We start from the raw sequence: 16,155 nt of genomic DNA, 5'->3' as shown, positions 1-16,155 counted from the left end.
TTACTTGCCTCCCTGCACGGCAGACAGCGTCGCCTGCACCGACGGGGTGATCGTGTCGAGCATCGGTTTGGGATAGAAGCCCAAGCCGATGATCAGGATGACCATCGGCGCGAGAATCGCGATCTCGCGTCCGCCGAGGTCCTTGATGGCCTTCTTCGCACCGAGTTCCGGGGCGATCGCGGTCCCCGGCCCTCCTCCGACGCCGACCAGTGCGTCCCCGCGCACCGGGCCTTGCATGATCCGCTGGTAGAGCCACAGCACGTAGGCCGCGGCGAGCACCATGCCCACGGTCGCGATGATCGTGTACACCGGATGGTCCACAAAGGACCCCAGGAGGACCAGGAACTCGCTGATGAACGAGTTCGTGCCGGGCAGCGACAGCGCGGACAGGCCCGCGAGCAGCAGCATCCCGCCCAGCAGCGGGGTCACCTTCGCCATGCCGCCGTAGTCGGAGATCCGGGTCGAACCACCGCGCATCACGATCAGCCCGACCACCACGATCAGCATCCCGGTGGAGAGACTGTGGTTGAGCATGTAGGACACCGAGCCGACCATGGCCTGCTCGTTGAAGGTGAAGATACCCAGCGCGATGAATCCGAAGTGGGCGATCGAGACGTAGGCCAGGAACCGTTTCATGTCGGTCTGCCCGGCGGCGAGGATCGATCCGTAGATCACCCCGATCACCGAGAGCACCAGTACCAGCGGCGCCAGCGTCTTGCTCGCCTCCGGGAACATCGGCAGGCAGTACCGCAGGAACCCGAACGTGCCGACCTTGTCCAGCACGCCGACCAGCAGCACCGCCACGCCGATCGGCGCCTGACCCGCCGCGTCGGGCAGCCAGGTGTGGAACGGCACCAGCGGCGCCTTGATCGCGAACGCCAGGAAGAAGCCGAGGAACAGCCAGACCTGGGTGCTGGTCGGCGCGTCCCGCACCACGGTGACCAGGGTGGCCCAGTCGAAGGTGCCCTTGCCCAGCTTGTCCGAGGCCAGCGAGTACGCCCCGATCGCCGAGGCCAGCATGATCAGGCCGCCGAGGAAGGAGTACAGGAAGAACTTCACCGCCGCGTACTGCCGGTTCGCGCCGCCGTAGCCGCCGATCAGGAAGTACATCGGGATCAGCATGATCTCGAACAGCACGTAGAAGAGGAACACGTCGGTCGCCGCGAAGACGGCGATGGTGATCGCCTCCTGCAACAGGATCAGCGACAGGAACCCGCCGGCGGTACGGCCGGCCGGGAGCTTGTCGGTGAGCCCGAGCGCGCCGACCACGATCGGTACCAGCAGGGCGATCACCGCGATCATGATCAGCGAGATGCCGTCGGTGCCGAACGAGATGTGGATGCCGAAGGTCGGAATCCAGTCCATTGTGGACGCCTGCTGGATGCGCTCCCCCGAGGGCGAGTAGCTCGCCCAGAACGGGATGATCAGCAGGAACTCCACAATGGACACAACCAGCGCGGTGGCGATCGCGGCCCGGTCGTTCCCCTTCAGGAACGCCAGCACCGCCGACCCCACCAGGGGCAGCAGGATGAGCGCCAGAAGCCAAGTCATGTCAGGAGAACCTCACCAGCAGAAGGGCCGCCAGAAGCAGGAACGTGCCACCGAGCATGGACAACGCGTAGGACCGCACGAATCCGGTCTGCAGCCTGCGCAACCGCCCGGACCCGCCGCCGAGTGCCGCGGCGAGCCCGTTGACCGCCCCGTCCACCCCGCGGTTGTCCACGTAGACCAGCGCCCGCGCGAGCCAGGTGCCCGGACGGGCGACCAGCGTTTCGTTCAGCGCATTGCCGTACAGATCCTTGCGGGCCGCGCGGACCGGCCAGGCCACCCGCTCCGGACGCTCCACGGGGATGTCGCGCGAGGGCCGGAACAGCCAGACCGCGAGCAGCACCCCGAGGGCAGCCAGCACCAGCGTCATCGCCGGCACCGTCCCCGAGGGAATCGGGGTGTGGTCGGCCTCCTCGAACCGGCCGACCACCGGGGAAAGCCAGTTGACGAACCGGTGGCCGAGGACGAAGAACGCACCGGTACCGACCGAGCCGACCGCGAGGATCGCCATCGGGATCCACATCACCGGCTTCGATTCGTGCGGATGGAAGTCCCGGCCGTCGCTGCTCTTGATGTCCTTCCAGCGGGGCTTGCCGAAGAAGGTCAGCATCATCAACCGGGTCATGTAGAACGCGGTCAGCCCGGCGCCGAGCACCGTCGCGAGGCCGAACACCCAGCCGCGCCAGCCTTCCTGGCCGAACGCCGCCTCGATGATCGCGTCCTTGGTGTAGTACCCGGTGAGGAACGGGAAGCCGATGATCGCCAGGTAGCCGAGGCCGAAGGTGACGAAGGTGATCGGCATCTTCTTCGCCAGGCCACCGAATTTGCGCATGTCGACCTCGTCGTTCATGCCGTGCATGACCGAACCCGCCCCGAGGAACAGCCCGGCCTTGAAGAAGCCGTGCGCCACCAGGTGCATGATGCCCAGCGCGTAGATGCCCGGCCCGAGGCCGACCGCCATCATCATGTAGCCGATCTGGCTGACCGTGGAGTACGCGAGCACCTTCTTGATGTCGTCGTAGGCGCAGCCGACGATGCATCCGATCAGCAGCGTCACCGCGCCGACCAGGGTGACCACCAGCCTGCCGTCCGGCGTGGCGCTGAAGATCGCGTTCGAGCGGGCCACCAGGTAGACGCCCGCGGTGACCATGGTCGCCGCGTGGATCAGTGCGGACACCGGGGTCGGGCCTTCCATCGCGTCCGGCAGCCAGGCCTGCAGCGGGAACTGGCCGGACTTACCGCAGGCGCCCAGCAGCAGCAGGATCGCGATCGCGGTGATCGCGCCCGGGGGGATCTGCCCGTTCGCGGCACCGTCGAAGACCTGCGCGTAGCCGGTCGAACCGGTGTACTTGAACATCAGGAAGATCGCCAGCGCGAGACCGACGTCACCGACGCGGTTCATCAGGAACGCCTTCTTCGCCGCGGTGGCCGCGGACGGACGGCCCTGATACCAGCCGATCAGCAGGTAGGACGCGAGACCCACGCCTTCCCAGCCGAGGTACAGCGTCACGAAGCTGTTGCCCAGCACCAGGATCAGCATCGAGGCGATGAAGAGGTTGAGGTAGGCGAAGAACCGCGACCGGCCCTCGTCCTCGGCCATGTAGCCGATCGAGTAGATATGGATCAGCATGCCGACACCGGTGATCAGCAGCACGAACGTCAGCGACAGCGCGTCGATGCGCAGACCGAAGTCCACTTGCAACTGTCCGACCGGGATCCAGGAGTACACCGTGGTGTCCACAGTGGATTTCCCGTCGCCGGCGAAGAACAGAATCACGCCGTACACGAAGGCCAGTACGACGGTCGCGGTGCCGAGCAGGTGTCCCCATGTCCGCGCCCGTTTCCCGGCAAGCAGGAGGATCAGGGCGCCGAGGGCGGGCAGGGCCACCAGCAGCCACGATGATGCGGTCACTCGCGAATCCTTTCAGTGGCGCGCGGCGCCTCCGTTGAGGGCGGGCGGAGGGGATGAGGCGGCACCTTAGTACTTCAGCAGGTTCGTGTCGTCGACCGAGGCCGAACGGCGGGTGCGGAAGATCGCCATGATGATCGCCAGGCCCACCACGACCTCGGCGGCCGCGACCACCATCACGAAGAACGCCATCACCTGGCCGTCCAGCCCGCCGTTGATCCGGGCGAAGGTGACCAGGGTGAGGTTCACCGAGTTGAGCATCAACTCGATGCACATGAACACGACGATCGCGTTGCGGCGCACCAGCACGCCGACCGCGCCGATCGCGAACAGCAACGCCGAGAGCAGCAGGTAGTAGCTCGGGGTCATTTCTCCTCCCCCTTCTCGTCCGCGGCCTGGTCCGTGCCGCCGACCAGTGCATGCGCGTCCGGTTTCGGCCCCTCGTCCGCGATGAGCTTGCGCTCGCGCATGAGCTGGATCGCCGAAGTGGACTCGATGATCTCCGACAGCGACTCCGGCGCCACCGAACCGTCCGGCAGCAGCGCCGGGGTGGCCACCGAGTTCGCGGTGGCGAACACCCCGGGACCGGGCAGCGGCGAGGGCCGGTCGTGCTCCCCGCGGAAGCGCATCCGGACCAGCTCACGCTGGGTGCGCTTGCCGCCCTTGGCGTGCCGGTCGGTGAACGCCAGCACCATCGCGCCGAGCGCGGCGGTGATCAGCAGCGCCGAGGTCAGCTCGAACGGGAACAGGTACTGGGTGAAGATGATCCGGCCCAGCCCGCCCGCACCGCCGCCGGTCGGCGAGTACGGGTCGAGTGGCTGCGCCGGGGTCACGTTCACCAGCGAGCGGAACACCCCGGCCGCGATCAGCGCGGCCAGCCCGATGCCGAGCAACGTGGCCGCCATCCGCTGCCCGCGCAGCACTTCGACCACCGAATCGGAGCTTTCCCGGCCGACCAGCATCAGCACGAACAGGAACAGCATCATGATCGCGCCGGTGTAGACGATGACCTGGGTGAACCCGAGGAACGGCGCGTTCTGCGTCATGTACAGCGCGCCGAGGCTGAGCATGGTGAGCACCAGCCACAGCGCCGAGTGCACCGCGTTGCGGGAGAAGATCATGCCCAGCGCGCCCAGCAGGCACAGCGGGCCGAGGATCCAGAACGCGATCGCCTCGCCCGTCGAGACCGACTGGTCCACGGCGGCCGGGGCCTGCGCGAGAAGGGCGCTGATCATTGCTTCGCCTCCTGCGCCCCGCGGGCGACGGCGTCCGATGAGCTCTCAGCTGAGAAGCGTGCTTCGAGCTGTGGCCCGTTGACGTAGTAGTCCTGCTCGTTCTCGCCGAGCCGCATCGGGTGCGGCGGCTGCTCCATGCCGGGCAGCAGCGGGGCGAGCAGGTCTTCCTTGGTGTAGATCAGCCGCTGCCGGTCGTCGTCGGCCAGCTCGTAGAAGTTGATCATCGTCAGGGACCGGGTGGGGCAGGCCTCGACGCACAGCCCGCAGCCGATGCAGCGCAGGTAGTTGATCTGGTAGTCCGCCCCGTACCGCTCACCCGGGGAGTACCGCTCCTCGTCGGTGTTGTTCCCGCCTTCGACGAAGATCGCGTCCGCCGGGCAGGCCCAGGCGCACAGCTCGCAGCCGACGCACTTCTCCAGCCCGTCCGGATGCCGGTTGAGCTGGTGACGCCCGTGGTAACGCGGGGCGGCCGGGGCACCGGCCTCCGGGTACTCCTCGGTGGCGACCTTCTTGAACATCATCCCGAAGGTGACGCCGAATCCCTTGATGGGATTGAGGAAGTCAGTTGCCGCCATCTTCTGCCCCTTCCTGTCCGGCCGCGGCGCCGACCTCGGCGGGCTTGCGCCGGGCGGCCCTCGCCTCCGCCTTGGCCAGCGCCTTCTGGCGCGGTGTGCTCTCCGGGACCCGCAGGTCCAGCGGCGGCAGCGGATGCCCGCCACCGGTGAGGTCCACATAGTCCGAAGGCGGCGGCTTCTTGTCCGGCAGCGCCAGGCTCAGCAGCACCAGCACCACCAGCACGATGCCGACCCCGACCAGGATCTGCGGCCAGCTCCACCGGATGGTCTTGATCGCCACCACCACGATGATCCAGACCAGGTTGACCGGGACCAGCACCTTCCAGCCCAGCCGCATGAACTGGTCATACCGCAGCCGCGGCAGCGTGCCGCGCAGCCAGATGAAGCCGAACAGCAGGACGAAGGTCTTGGCGAAGAACCAGAGCACCGGCCACCAGTTCTGGTTCAGCGGCGAATCGTCGCCGACGAACGGGAACCGCCAGCCGCCGAGGAACAGCGTGGTGCAGAACGCCGAGACGATCACCATGTTCACGTACTCGGCGAGGAAGAACATCGCGAACTTCATCGAGCTGTACTCGGTGTGGAACCCGCCTACCAGCTCGGATTCGGCCTCCGGCAGGTCGAACGGCGCGCGGTTGGTCTCGCCGACCATCGAGATCACGTAGATCACGAAACTCGGGATGAGCAGGTAGAAGTACCAGCCGTGCGCCTGCGCCTGCACGATCTCCGAGGTCTGCAGCGAACCCGAGTAGAGGATCACCGCGACGATCGAGAGGCCCATCGCGATCTCGTAGGAGATCACCTGCGCGGCCGAGCGCAGCCCGCCGAGCAGCGGGTACGGCGAACCGGAGGCCCAGCCGGCCAGCACGATGCCGTACACCCCGATCGAGGAGCAGGCGAGGATCACCAGCACCCCGACCGGCAGGTCGATCAGCTGCAGCACGGTGCGGTGGCCGAAGATCGACACCACCGGGCCGAACGGGATGGCCGCCAGCGCGATCAGCGCGGGCACCGCGGACAGCACCGGCGCGAGGAAGTACACCTTGCGGTCGGCGGTGTCCGGGATGATCTGCTCCTTGAACGGGAGCTTCAGCGCGTCCGCCAGCGACTGCAGGTAGCCGCCGGGGCCGACCCGGTTGGGGCCGGGCCGGTTCTGCATCCGGCCGACCGCCTTGCGCTCCCAGACGATCAGGAAGATCGTCAGGATCGGGCCGATCAGCAGGATCACCACGGCCTTGATCAGGTACAGCCACCACGGATCGTCGGCGAGCAGCCGTGCGCGCTCGGCGGCATCGGGAAACTGCGTCAGTACCTGCGTGAGCTGCGGGCTCACTGGTCACCTCCGGAGATCTGCACCAGCGTGCCGTGCCCCGCGGCGAGCGCGGAGCGGACGGCCGAGCCGTCGGAGTTGCCGGGTAGCCACACCACACCGTCGGGCAGGTCGGCGACCTCGACCGGCAGCGTGATCGAACCACGCTCGTTCGACACGCGCACGGTGTCGCCGAGGCCCGCCGCGGTTTTCGCCGACAGCCGCGCGACCGGGGTTCGCTGCGTGCCCTTGAGGTGGGGCTCGTCGTCCTGCAGCGAACCGTTGTCGATCAGCTGCCGCCAGGTGGCGAGCACCGCCTGCCCCGACCCCACCCGCGGCAGGTCCGTGAAGGCCACCTTCAGGGACTCAGAGTCCGTGAAGGTTCCCTTCACAGCCTTGCCGAGCTTGGCGAAGTCGCCCGCGGCGGCGGCCGGGGTCTGGGTGAACAGGTCCGCGTCCATCTCGACCGCGAGGGTGTCCAGCACCCGGCCGTCCGGCAGCGAGCCGGTGCCTTCGAGCGTCACAGCGAACTCGCGGCGGCGGCCCTCCCAGGTGAGGTAGCTGCCCGCCTTCTCCGCGGACGGCGCGACCGGCAGGACCACGTCGGCCCGTTCGGTCACCTCGCTCGCCCGCAGTTCCAGGCTGACCACGAACCCGGCGTTGTCCAGCGCGCGCCGGGCCAGATCCGGGTCGGGCAGGTCGTTCGGGTCCACACCGCCGACGACCAGCGCGTCCAGCCGGCCGCCGGAAGCGGCCTGCAGGATGCCGGTCACGTCCCGGCCGGGCTCGGCGGGAAGGGAAGCGCCCCAAAGCTTTTCGACCTCGGCACGGGCGGCCGCATCGGTGACCGCGCGGCCACCGGGCAGCAGCGTCGGCACGCAACCGGTCTCCAGCGCGCCCCGTTCGCCGGCGCGGCGCGGGATCCACGCCAGCCGGGCGCCGGTGCGCTCGGTGAGCCGGTGCAGTGCGGAGAACAGGCCCGGCACCTCCGCGGCCCGCTCGCCGACCAGGATCACCGCGCCTTCGCCGCGCAGCGCCTCGTCGAGATCGGCCGCGTGCTGGGCGATCCCGTCCACCGCGGCGGCTTCGGCACCCGGCAGACAGGCCAGCAGCTCGCCGAAGGTCTTACGCACCGAGGAAGTGGTCCACTGTCCCAAGTGGACAACGCGGGTGCGGTTCCCGCGGGCCGCCTTGCGCAGCCGCAGGAACACGATCGGCGCCTCGTCCTCCGGCTCGAAGGCCACGCACAGCACCGTGCGCGCCCGTTCGATCTCCCGGAACGTCACGCCGGTCTCCGGCGTGCCGCCCACCACCGTAGCCGCCAGGAACGCCAGCTCCTCGGCCGAGTGTGCCCGCGCACGGAAGTCGATATCGTTGGTGCGCAAGGCGATCCGGGCGAACTTCGAGTACGCGTAAGCGTCCTCGACGGTCAGCCGGCCGCCGGTCAGCACGCCCGCGCCGTTGCCCTCGCGGGCCTTGAGCAGCCCGGCCGAAGCGACCCGTAGCGCGTCGGTCCAGGATGCCTCTTCCAGCGCGCCGGCCTCGTTGCGGACCAGCGGACGGCGGATCCGGTCACCGGCTTGCAGGTACCGGAACGCGAAGCGGCCCTTGTCGCACAGCCACTCCTCGTTCACCTCCGGATCGTCGCCGGCCAGCTTGCGCTGGACCTTGCCGCGCCGGAAGTCGGTGCGCTCCGCGCAGCCGGACGAACAGTGTTCGCACACGCTCGGCGTGGACACCAGATCGAACGGCCGGGACCGGAACCGGTAGGCCGCGCTGGTGAGCGCGCCGACCGGGCAGATCTGGATCACGTTGCCGGAGAAGTAACTCTGGAACGGATCACCGCTGGTGGTACGCGAAGCCAGGTCCAGCACGTCGGCGGTTTCGGCGGTGCCGATCTGCTGGTGCGCACCGCGTTCGAGCAGCGCGATGAACGGATCGCCGGCGACCTGGTCGGAGAACCGGGTGCAACGCTGGCACAGCACGCAGCGCTCGCGGTCGAGCAGCACCTGCGACGAGATCGGCAGCGGCTTGGCGAACGTGCGCTTCGTGTCCACGAACCGCGATTCCGCGCGGCCGTGCGCGAGGGCCTGGTTCTGCAGCGGGCATTCCCCGCCCTTGTCGCAGATCGGGCAGTCCAGCGGATGGTTGATCAGCAGCAGCTCCATCACGCCCTGCTGCGCCTTGTCCGCGACCGGCGAGGTGAGCTGGGTCCTGACCACCATGCCGTCGGCCACCGTCATGGTGCAGGAGGCCTGCGGCTTCGGCATCGGCCGGCCGCCCATCTCCACCTCGACCAGGCACTGGCGGCAGGCACCCGCCGGGTCGAGCAGAGGGTGGTCGCAGAACCGCGGGATGACCGTGCCGAGCCGCTCGGCGGTGCGGATCAGCAGCTCACCCTTGGGCGCGATGACCTCTTCCCCGTCGATGGTCAGCTTCACGTGACCTTCGGGGACCGGCGTCTCGCCGGTCGTTGCTTTGTCGGGCGCGATCGTCATGCCTGCGCTCCCACCAGTTCACGCTTGTTGCTCTCGCACAGTGCGAGGAACTCGTCCCGGAAGTACTTGATCCCGCTCTGGATCGGTGAGACCGCGCCGTCGCCGAGCGCGCAGAACGAGCGGCCGAAGATGTTGTCGCACACGTCCAGCAGGGTGTCGATGTCCTCTTCGGTGCCGTGGCCCTCGACCATCCGCTCCAGGATCTGCGCCAGCCAGTACGTGCCTTCCCGGCACGGCGTGCACTTGCCGCAGGACTCGTGCTCGTAGAACTGCGTCCACTTCATCACCGCCCACGGCACGGAAACGGTCTCGTTGAAGACCTGCACCGCGGTGGTGCCGAGCATCGAACCGGCCTCGGCCGCGCCCTCGAAGTCGAGCGGGGTGTCCAGGTGCTCGGCGGTGAACATCGGCGTGGACGAGCCACCCGGCGTCCAGAACTTGAGCGGGATGCCGTCCTTCATGCCACCGGCCAGTTCCAGCAGCTCGCGCAGCGTGGTGCCGAGCGGGCATTCGTACTGGCCGGGCTTCTCGACGTGACCGGAGATCGAGTAGATCTTCGGCCCCGGCGACTTCTCCCGGCCCATCTCGCGGAACCAGGCCGAACCGGCGTTGATGATGAACGGCGCGCTCGCGATGGTCTCGACGTTGTTCACCGTGGTCGGCGCGGCGTACAGCCCGGCGGCCGCGGGGAACGGCGGCTTGAGCCGGGGCTGCCCGCGACGGCCTTCCAGCGAGTCCAGCAACGCGGTTTCCTCACCGCAGATGTAGGCGCCCGCGCCGGCGTGCACGGTGAGTTCGAGATCCCAGCCGCTGCCGAAGATGTTCTTGCCGAGGTAACCCTTCTGGTACGCCTCGCGCGTGGCCGCGTTGAGCCGGCGGATGCAGTGCAGCGCCTCGCCGCGGACGTAGATGAAGCAGTGGTGCGAACGCATCGCGTACGAGGCGATGATGCAGCCCTCGATCAGCGAGTGCGGGTCCGCCATCATCAGCGGGATGTCCTTGCAGGTACCCGGTTCGCCCTCGTCGGCGTTGATCACCAGATAGTGCGGCTTGTCCTCGTTGGGCGGCATGAAGGACCACTTCACGCCGGAAGGGAATCCGGCGCCACCACGGCCCCGCAGCCCGGAGTCCTTGACCACCTGCACGAGCTGTTCGGGCGTCCCGGCCAGCGCCTTGCGCGCCGCGGTGTAGCCCTCCAGCCGTTCGTAGGTCTCGATCCGCCAGGACTGCGGCGAGAGCCAGCGCTTGGTCAGGACCGGAGTAATGGGATCAGGCATTACTTCTTCTCCAACTCTGGCAGCGGAACGTCCTGCGCGCCCGGCGCCGTCCAGCCGCGGTCGGCGGCGAGCTGCGCGCCCCGCAACGTTTCAACGGCCTGCGACGGCCCGTCGACGTCCGCGCGGTAGGTCGCCTCGTCCTCCGGGAAGAACCCGGCCAGCTGCAGTTCGGCACCCTTGAAGTCGCTCAGCGGCGCGCCCCGCGTCGGCCCCGGCTTCTTGCCCGCTTGCAGCGCGTCGACCAGCGCGACCGCCTTCTCGGGGGTCTGGTTGTCGAAGTACTCGTAGTTGACCTGCAGCACCGGACCGAGGTCGCAGGCGGCCAGGCACTCCGCGTGTTCCAGCGTGATCGACCCCGGCTCACCCGGCGTACCCGCGGTTTCCTCGTGCCCCAACGGCTTTTCCGCGGAGCCGAGGTGGGTCTGGAGCTTCCGGTAGATCTCGTCGCCGCCCAGCGCCGCGCACAGCGTGTTGGTGCAGACGCTCACCAGGTGCTCACCGCAGGGCCGGCGCTTGTACATGGTGTAGAACGTGGCGACCGCGCTGACCTCGGCGTCGCTGAGGTCGAGCCGGCGGGCGCAGAACGCGATGCCCTCCTGGCTGACGTATCCCTGCACCGACTGCACGAGGTGCAGCATCGGCAGCAGCGCGGAACGAGCGACCGGGTAACGCGCGATGATCTCCTGCGCGCGCTGCTCGGTGCCCGCGTCGAAGATGTCCGCGGCCGGTCCGTCGGCCAGGATTCCTTCCGCCAGCGCGGGATCCGGTGCGATACCGACGACGTCGGTGTCGCCCGCCGCGGCCATATGCGTGGTCTCCGCGTCCCGTGGTCCCGGTTCCGGGACTTCGGTCGGGTGCGTCATCGGTCCACTCCCCCCATCACCGGGTCGATCGAGGCGACCGCGGCGATCACGTCGGCCACCAGCCCGCCCTCGGACATCGCGGGCATCGACTGCAGGTTCACGAAACTGGGCTCCCGCATGTGCACCCGCAGCGGCCGGGTACCGCCGTCGGACACCAGATGCGCGCCGATCTCGCCACGCGGCGATTCCACCGGCGAGTACACCTGGCCGGGCGGGACGTGGAAGCCCTCGGTGACCAGCTTGAAGTGGTGGATCAGCGATTCCATGGACTGGCCCATGATCTTGCGGACGTGCTCCAGCGAGTTGCCCATCCCGTCGCTGCCGATGGACAGCTGCGCAGGCCAGGCGACCTTCTTGTCCTCGACCATGACCGGACCCGGTTCGAGTTTCTTCAGCACCTGCTTGATGATCTTCAGGCTTTGGTGCATTTCCTCGACGCGGATGAGGTACCGCGCCCAGCAGTCCGCGTCGGTCGAAGTGGGCACCTCGAACTCGAACTCGTCGTAGCGCGAGTACGGCTCGGTCTTGCGCAGGTCCCAGGGCAGGCCCGCGGACCGCAGGATCGGGCCGGTGACGCCGAGCGCGAGGCAGGCGTCCAGCGGCAGCACGCCGACGTCCTTGAGCCGGTTGCGCCAGATCGGCTGACCGGTGAAGAGCTTGTCGTAGAGCGGCAGCCGCTTGTCCATCACCTTGCAGAACTCGGTGACCTTCTCGGCGAAGTCCGCCGGCATGTCCTGCGCCAGCCCGCCCGGCCGGATGAACGCGTGGTTCATCCGCAGCCCGGTCAGGTGCTCCAGCAGGTGCAGCACTTCCTCCCGCTCGCGGAACCCGAGCGTCATCGCGGTGGTGGCGCCCAGTTCCATGCCGCCGGTGGCGATGTAGACCAGGTGCGAGCCGATCCGGTTGATCTCCAGCAGCAGCACCCGCAGCAGCTCGGCCCGCGGCGGGGCCTGGATGCCGAGCAGCTTCTCCACCCCGAGGCAGTAGGCCAGCTCGGTGGACAGCGGCGCGAGGTAATCCATCCGCGTCACGAAGGTGACGCCCTGGGTCCAGGTGCGGTACTCGCAGTTCTTCTCGATGCCGGTGTGCAGGTAGCCGATGACCGAGCGCAGCTGCGTGACGGTCTCGCCCTCCATCTCCAGCACCAGCCGCAGCACCCCGTGCGTGGACGGGTGCTGCGGGCCCATGTTGATCACCATGCGCTCGTCGTGCTGCGCGTCGGCGAGCACGTCGTCCCAGTCCCCGCCGGAAACCGTGTAGACGCGGCCTTCGGTGGTGTCGCGGCTGTCCGCCTCGGGGACTGCGGTCGTGGTTTCGTCGTTGCTGCTCACGAGTACGACCTCCGCTGGTCTGGCGGCGGGATTTCCGCGCCCTTGTATTCGACCGGGATCCCGCCGAGCGGGTAGTCCTTGCGCTGAGGGTGGCCGTCCCAGTCGTCCGGCATCAGGATCCGGGTCAGCGCCGGGTGGCCGTCGTAGACGATGCCGAACATGTCGTAGGCCTCGCGCTCCTGCCAGTCCGCGGTCGGGTACAGCCCGACCAGCGAGGGCACGTGCGGATCCTCGATGTCCAGCGTGACCTCCAGCCGGATCCGGCGCCGGTAGGTCATCGAGGTGAAGTGGTAGACCGAGTGCAGCCGCTGCGGCACATCCACGCCGTAGTCCACTCCGGACACCGAGCTGAGCAGCTCGAACCGGAGACCGGGATCGTCGCGCAGAATGGTCGCGAGCTGCACCAGGTGGTCGCGGTCGACGTAGAAGGTGATCTCGCCACGGTCCACAGTGGTCTGCTGGATCGCGGACGCCGGGATCTCGTTGTCGGCCATGGCCGCGTACAGCTCGTCGGCGAACTCGTCGAACCAGCCTCCGTACGGACGCTCCGCGGGCGGCGGGCTGTACGCGGGCAGCCGCAGCCCGCCGTAGCCGGAGGTGTCGCCACTGCCGCGGACGCCGAACATGCCTTTGCGTACCTGGCCCGCGACGACCGGCTCCGCACTGCGGGGTTCCAGACCGGCCTCCGGCCGCTGGGCACTGGACTGCTCGCCGCCGGTTTCCGGCCGCTCTGCTGGGTTTTCGGGCACCGGGCTCACTTCTTCGCGTACTTGATCGACGAGGGGACCAGCTCGGTGCGCGCCCCGCTGGCCGCGCGAAGGGCGGCGCGGCGGGCGTTGATCGGCTCGTCCTGGATCTTGGCGTGCAGCTTGAGGATCGCGTCGAGCAGCATCTCCGGCCGCGGCGGGCAGCCGGGCAGGTACATGTCGACCGGCACCACGTGGTCCACGCCCTGCACCACGGCGTAGTTGTTGAACATGCCGCCGGAGGAGGCGCACACGCCCATCGCGAGCACCCACTTCGGCTCGGCCATCTGGTCGTAGATCTGCCGCAGCACCGGCGCCATCTTCTGGGTCACCCGGCCGGCCACGATCATCAGATCGGCCTGCCGCGGCGTGGCACTGAACCGCTCCATGCCGAACCGGGCGATGTCGTAGCGGGATCCGCCGACGGTCATCATCTCGATCGCGCAGCAGGCGAGGCCGAAGGTGGCGGGCCACAGCGAGTTCTTGCGCGCCCAGTTGACCAGGCCCTCGAGACTGGCCAGCAGGATGCCGTTGGGGAGCTTCTCTTCCAGGCCCATGGCTTCAGTTCCAATCCAGGCCGCCGCGCCGCCACACGTAGGCGTAGGCGAAGCCGACCGTAACGATGAACAGCAGGATCTCCACCAGGCCGAACACGCCGAGCGCGTTGGCGTTCACCGCGAACGGGTAGAGGAACACCATCTCGATGTCGAACAGGATGAACAGCATCGCGGTGATGTAGTAGGCCACCGGCATCCGGCCGCCGCCGACCAGGGGCTGCGGGGAGGGTTCGATGCCGCACTCGTAGGCCGCGGACTTCGCCCGGTTGAACCGGCTCGGGCCGACCATCGGGCCGAGCAGCACCGAGAGCACGGCGAACGCGGCCGCGAGCACGAACAGCAGAACGAGCGGCAGGTACACCTTCAGGCCGGGCGCCGCCGGTCCGGAATCGGCCTGCGCCAGCACGGACACCATCAGCACGGGATCTTTCGCCATCCTTTCCGCGCCGCTGCGGGTTGCGTCTCGGGTGGTGGTCCGAGTCCTCGCGGGCACCCTAAGGGAGCTGGGTCACACCGCCGAGGGTCAGGGCACCCTTACGGCCCGTGGCCGGGCCGCGGGCAGCTTGTGAAATAGTTCACAAGCCACTCGTCGCGGTTGTGAAGCGATTCACAAAGCATGGGGGAAGTGTAGGACGTGAGTCACACGGTTGTCCCTAGGGGCCGCACTTTAAGGCTCGCCTAACTTGACCGGACGGCCAGCCCGGTGCGTGTCCAGGCCCAGGCGCAAGACCTGCGGTAAAGGGTTCTTGAGGAACCGTGCCACACCCCGCGGCGGACGCGATCTTGTGACGTATCCCACCTGACCGGCCGGGCAACCATTGCTCCAGCTGGGTTAGTTCCGTATCCCGGAAAGGCTGTGAAGGGTCCCTTCACAGCCTCAGCGTCCGTGAAGGGTCCCTTCACAGCGTTGCGGCGAGGGTCAGCGCGGGCTGGGGGTGGCGCGGGCGAGGGCGGCGATCAAGCGGTCGACGCCGTCGCCGCCGCGCGCGTCGTAGCAACCGGAAAGACCCTTGTACACCAAGGGAAGGATCTTGTTGATGCGCAGCCCGTACTTGGTCGCCGCGTGCATGACCGCGGGCTTGCCGATCAGCTTCGCGAACACGTTGCCGAGCCGGTAGTAGCCGCCCATCAGATCGGCCACCGCCCGCGGGTACCCGGCCAGCGCACGTTCCCGCGACGGCCCCGCCGGCCGCGCCAGCGCCTGCACGACGACCTCCGCGGCGAGCTGCGCGGACTCCATCGCGGCCGAAATGCCTTCACCGTTGAAGGGGCTCACCATGCCGCCCGCGTCACCGAGCAGCAGCAGGCCGTCGCGGTAGTGCGGGGTGCGGTTGAAGCCCATCGGCAACCCGGCGCCACCGACCTTGCCGACCGCGTTTTCCTCGCGGTAGCCCCATTCTTCCGGCGTACCGTCGAGCCACTGACGCAGCAGCGCGCGGTAGTCGGTGTTGCGGAACGAGGCCGAAGTGGACAGCATGCCGAGCCCGACGTTGACCGTGCCGTCGCCGAGCGGGAACGCCCAGCCGTAGCCGGGCAGCAGCTTCGGATTGCGCGGATCCGAGCGGTCCCACAGCTCAAGGTGGCCCTCGATGAACGGGTCGTCGTGCCGCGGGCTCTTGTAGTACCGGCGGACCGCGACGCCCATCGGGCGCTTCTCGTTCTTGTCGATGCCGACGCTCAGCGCTAGCCGCGCGGACACGCCATCGCAGGCGAGCACCAGGGGCGCGCGATAACGCACCGGTGTCTTCTCCGGGCCGACCTTCGCCTCGACGCCGACAACGCGGCCGGCGGCGTTCGTGATCGCACCGGTCACCGTGGTGTGTTCGTACAGACGGGCGCCTGCCTTCACCGCGGTCTTCGCGAGCAGGTCGTCGAAGTCCTGGCGGGTGCGTGCGACGCCGTAGGGCGGGTAGCTGGTGAGGTCGGGCCAGTCGAGCTCCAGCGTCAGGTCGCCAGTGAGGATGCGCAGGCCGCGGCTGTGCACCCAGCCGGCCTCTTCGCTGGTGTCGAGGCCGAGATCGATCAGCTGCTTGACGCCGCGCGGGGTGAGCCCGTCGCCACAGACCTTCTCGCGCGGGAACGCGGTCTTCTCCAGCAGCAGCACGTCGACGCCCGCGCGGGCGAGGTACGTGGCCGCTGTGGAGCCGGCCGGTCCGGCGCCGACCACGATCACTTCGGCATCGTGGTCCGGGCTGCGGCGGGAGATCGTCATGCTTCGAGTCTAAAGCGGGCGGTGAAGGGGCCCTTCACGGACTCGGAGGCGGTGACCGCCAGCCCGGCCTGAACCTGTTTCAGGTCCGGACGACG

14 protein-coding genes are annotated in these 16,155 nt (G+C 68.5%); all 14 read right to left on the bottom strand.

Annotated elements, in window-relative coordinates; translation table 11 throughout:
* The 14 genes from D5S19_RS16505 to D5S19_RS16440 all read right to left on the bottom strand — a co-directional run bounded on the left by D5S19_RS16505 (position 1) and on the right by D5S19_RS16440 (position 16,060).
* A complete protein-coding gene (locus D5S19_RS16505; protein WP_120024236.1) occupies positions 1-1,551 on the bottom strand; it encodes an NADH-quinone oxidoreductase subunit M in 1,551 nt (516 codons plus the stop codon).
* A 1-nt stretch (position 1,552) separates the two neighbouring features.
* Entirely contained in the window at positions 1,553-3,460 is a 1,908-nt protein-coding gene (nuoL, locus tag D5S19_RS16500; RefSeq protein WP_120024235.1) for an NADH-quinone oxidoreductase subunit L, read from the bottom strand.
* 66 nt (positions 3,461-3,526) lie between these two features.
* Positions 3,527-3,826 carry an NADH-quinone oxidoreductase subunit NuoK gene (gene nuoK / locus D5S19_RS16495; protein ID WP_120024234.1) on the bottom strand — a complete coding sequence of 100 codons (300 nt, stop codon included), beginning with the start codon at positions 3,824-3,826 and terminating at the stop codon, positions 3,527-3,529.
* Positions 3,823-4,692, bottom strand: coding sequence for an NADH-quinone oxidoreductase subunit J (locus D5S19_RS16490; protein ID WP_120024233.1), 870 nt, complete (start codon positions 4,690-4,692; stop codon positions 3,823-3,825). Before D5S19_RS16490 ends, nuoK begins: the two co-directional genes overlap by 4 nt.
* Positions 4,689-5,267 carry an NADH-quinone oxidoreductase subunit NuoI gene (nuoI, locus tag D5S19_RS16485; protein ID WP_120024232.1) on the bottom strand — a complete coding sequence of 193 codons (579 nt, stop codon included), beginning with the start codon at positions 5,265-5,267 and terminating at the stop codon, positions 4,689-4,691. The genes D5S19_RS16490 and nuoI overlap by 4 nt, the downstream gene beginning before the upstream one ends.
* Complete coding sequence (nuoH, locus tag D5S19_RS16480; RefSeq protein ID WP_120024231.1) at positions 5,254-6,600, bottom strand: NADH-quinone oxidoreductase subunit NuoH; 1,347 nt, start codon at positions 6,598-6,600, stop codon at positions 5,254-5,256. The genes nuoI and nuoH overlap by 14 nt, the downstream gene beginning before the upstream one ends.
* On the bottom strand, positions 6,597-9,074 hold the full coding sequence (locus D5S19_RS16475) for an NADH-quinone oxidoreductase subunit G (RefSeq protein ID WP_120024230.1): 2,478 nt from the start codon (positions 9,072-9,074) through the stop codon (positions 6,597-6,599). Before D5S19_RS16475 ends, nuoH begins: the two co-directional genes overlap by 4 nt.
* Complete coding sequence (gene nuoF / locus D5S19_RS16470) at positions 9,071-10,351, bottom strand: NADH-quinone oxidoreductase subunit NuoF (protein WP_120024229.1); 1,281 nt, start codon at positions 10,349-10,351, stop codon at positions 9,071-9,073. The genes D5S19_RS16475 and nuoF overlap by 4 nt, the downstream gene beginning before the upstream one ends.
* On the bottom strand, positions 10,351-11,214 hold the full coding sequence (gene nuoE / locus D5S19_RS16465) for an NADH-quinone oxidoreductase subunit NuoE (RefSeq protein WP_120024228.1): 864 nt from the start codon (positions 11,212-11,214) through the stop codon (positions 10,351-10,353). The genes nuoF and nuoE overlap by 1 nt, the downstream gene beginning before the upstream one ends.
* Positions 11,211-12,545: an NADH-quinone oxidoreductase subunit D gene (locus tag D5S19_RS16460; RefSeq protein WP_120024227.1), complete on the bottom strand. Its 1,335-nt coding sequence runs from the start codon at positions 12,543-12,545 to the stop codon at positions 11,211-11,213. Before D5S19_RS16460 ends, nuoE begins: the two co-directional genes overlap by 4 nt.
* Positions 12,542-13,294, bottom strand: a complete 753-nt coding sequence (locus D5S19_RS16455; protein WP_120024277.1) for an NADH-quinone oxidoreductase subunit C — start codon at positions 13,292-13,294, stop codon at positions 12,542-12,544. Before D5S19_RS16455 ends, D5S19_RS16460 begins: the two co-directional genes overlap by 4 nt.
* A 5-nt stretch (positions 13,295-13,299) precedes the next feature.
* The gene (locus D5S19_RS16450) at positions 13,300-13,848 is read right to left on the bottom strand and encodes a NuoB/complex I 20 kDa subunit family protein (RefSeq protein ID WP_098511752.1); all 549 of its coding nucleotides are present in this window, start codon (positions 13,846-13,848) and stop codon (positions 13,300-13,302) included.
* Between the two features lie 4 nt (positions 13,849-13,852).
* The gene (locus D5S19_RS16445; RefSeq protein WP_098514868.1) at positions 13,853-14,263 is read right to left on the bottom strand and encodes an NADH-quinone oxidoreductase subunit A; all 411 of its coding nucleotides are present in this window, start codon (positions 14,261-14,263) and stop codon (positions 13,853-13,855) included.
* A gap of 504 nt (positions 14,264-14,767) precedes the next feature.
* The gene (locus tag D5S19_RS16440; RefSeq protein ID WP_199730533.1) at positions 14,768-16,060 is read right to left on the bottom strand and encodes a geranylgeranyl reductase family protein; all 1,293 of its coding nucleotides are present in this window, start codon (positions 16,058-16,060) and stop codon (positions 14,768-14,770) included.
* Between the last annotated feature and the right edge of the window lie 95 nt (positions 16,061-16,155).

Source organism: Amycolatopsis panacis (assembly GCF_003600245.1).
Lineage (GTDB): Bacteria > Actinomycetota > Actinomycetes > Mycobacteriales > Pseudonocardiaceae > Amycolatopsis > Amycolatopsis sulphurea.
The sequence above is the reverse complement of the archived record's forward strand: the minus strand, read 5'-3'. Positions and strand labels throughout refer to the sequence as shown.

Coding starts and splice junctions, on each gene's coding strand:
- D5S19_RS16505 (WP_120024236.1), bottom strand. CDS start 1,551: ATGACTTGGCTTCTGGCGCTCATCCTGCTGCCCCTGGTGGGGTCGGCG.
- nuoK (WP_120024234.1), bottom strand. CDS start 3,826: ATGACCCCGAGCTACTACCTGCTGCTCTCGGCGTTGCTGTTCGCGATC.
- D5S19_RS16490 (WP_120024233.1), bottom strand. CDS start 4,692: ATGATCAGCGCCCTTCTCGCGCAGGCCCCGGCCGCCGTGGACCAGTCG.
- nuoI (WP_120024232.1), bottom strand. CDS start 5,267: ATGGCGGCAACTGACTTCCTCAATCCCATCAAGGGATTCGGCGTCACC.
- D5S19_RS16475 (WP_120024230.1), bottom strand. CDS start 9,074: ATGACGATCGCGCCCGACAAAGCAACGACCGGCGAGACGCCGGTCCCC.
- nuoF (WP_120024229.1), bottom strand. CDS start 10,351: ATGCCTGATCCCATTACTCCGGTCCTGACCAAGCGCTGGCTCTCGCCG.
- nuoE (WP_120024228.1), bottom strand. CDS start 11,214: ATGACGCACCCGACCGAAGTCCCGGAACCGGGACCACGGGACGCGGAG.
- D5S19_RS16450 (WP_098511752.1), bottom strand. CDS start 13,848: ATGGGCCTGGAAGAGAAGCTCCCCAACGGCATCCTGCTGGCCAGTCTC.
- D5S19_RS16445 (WP_098514868.1), bottom strand. CDS start 14,263: ATGGTGTCCGTGCTGGCGCAGGCCGATTCCGGACCGGCGGCGCCCGGC.
- D5S19_RS16440 (WP_199730533.1), bottom strand. CDS start 16,060: ATGACGATCTCCCGCCGCAGCCCGGACCACGATGCCGAAGTGATCGTG.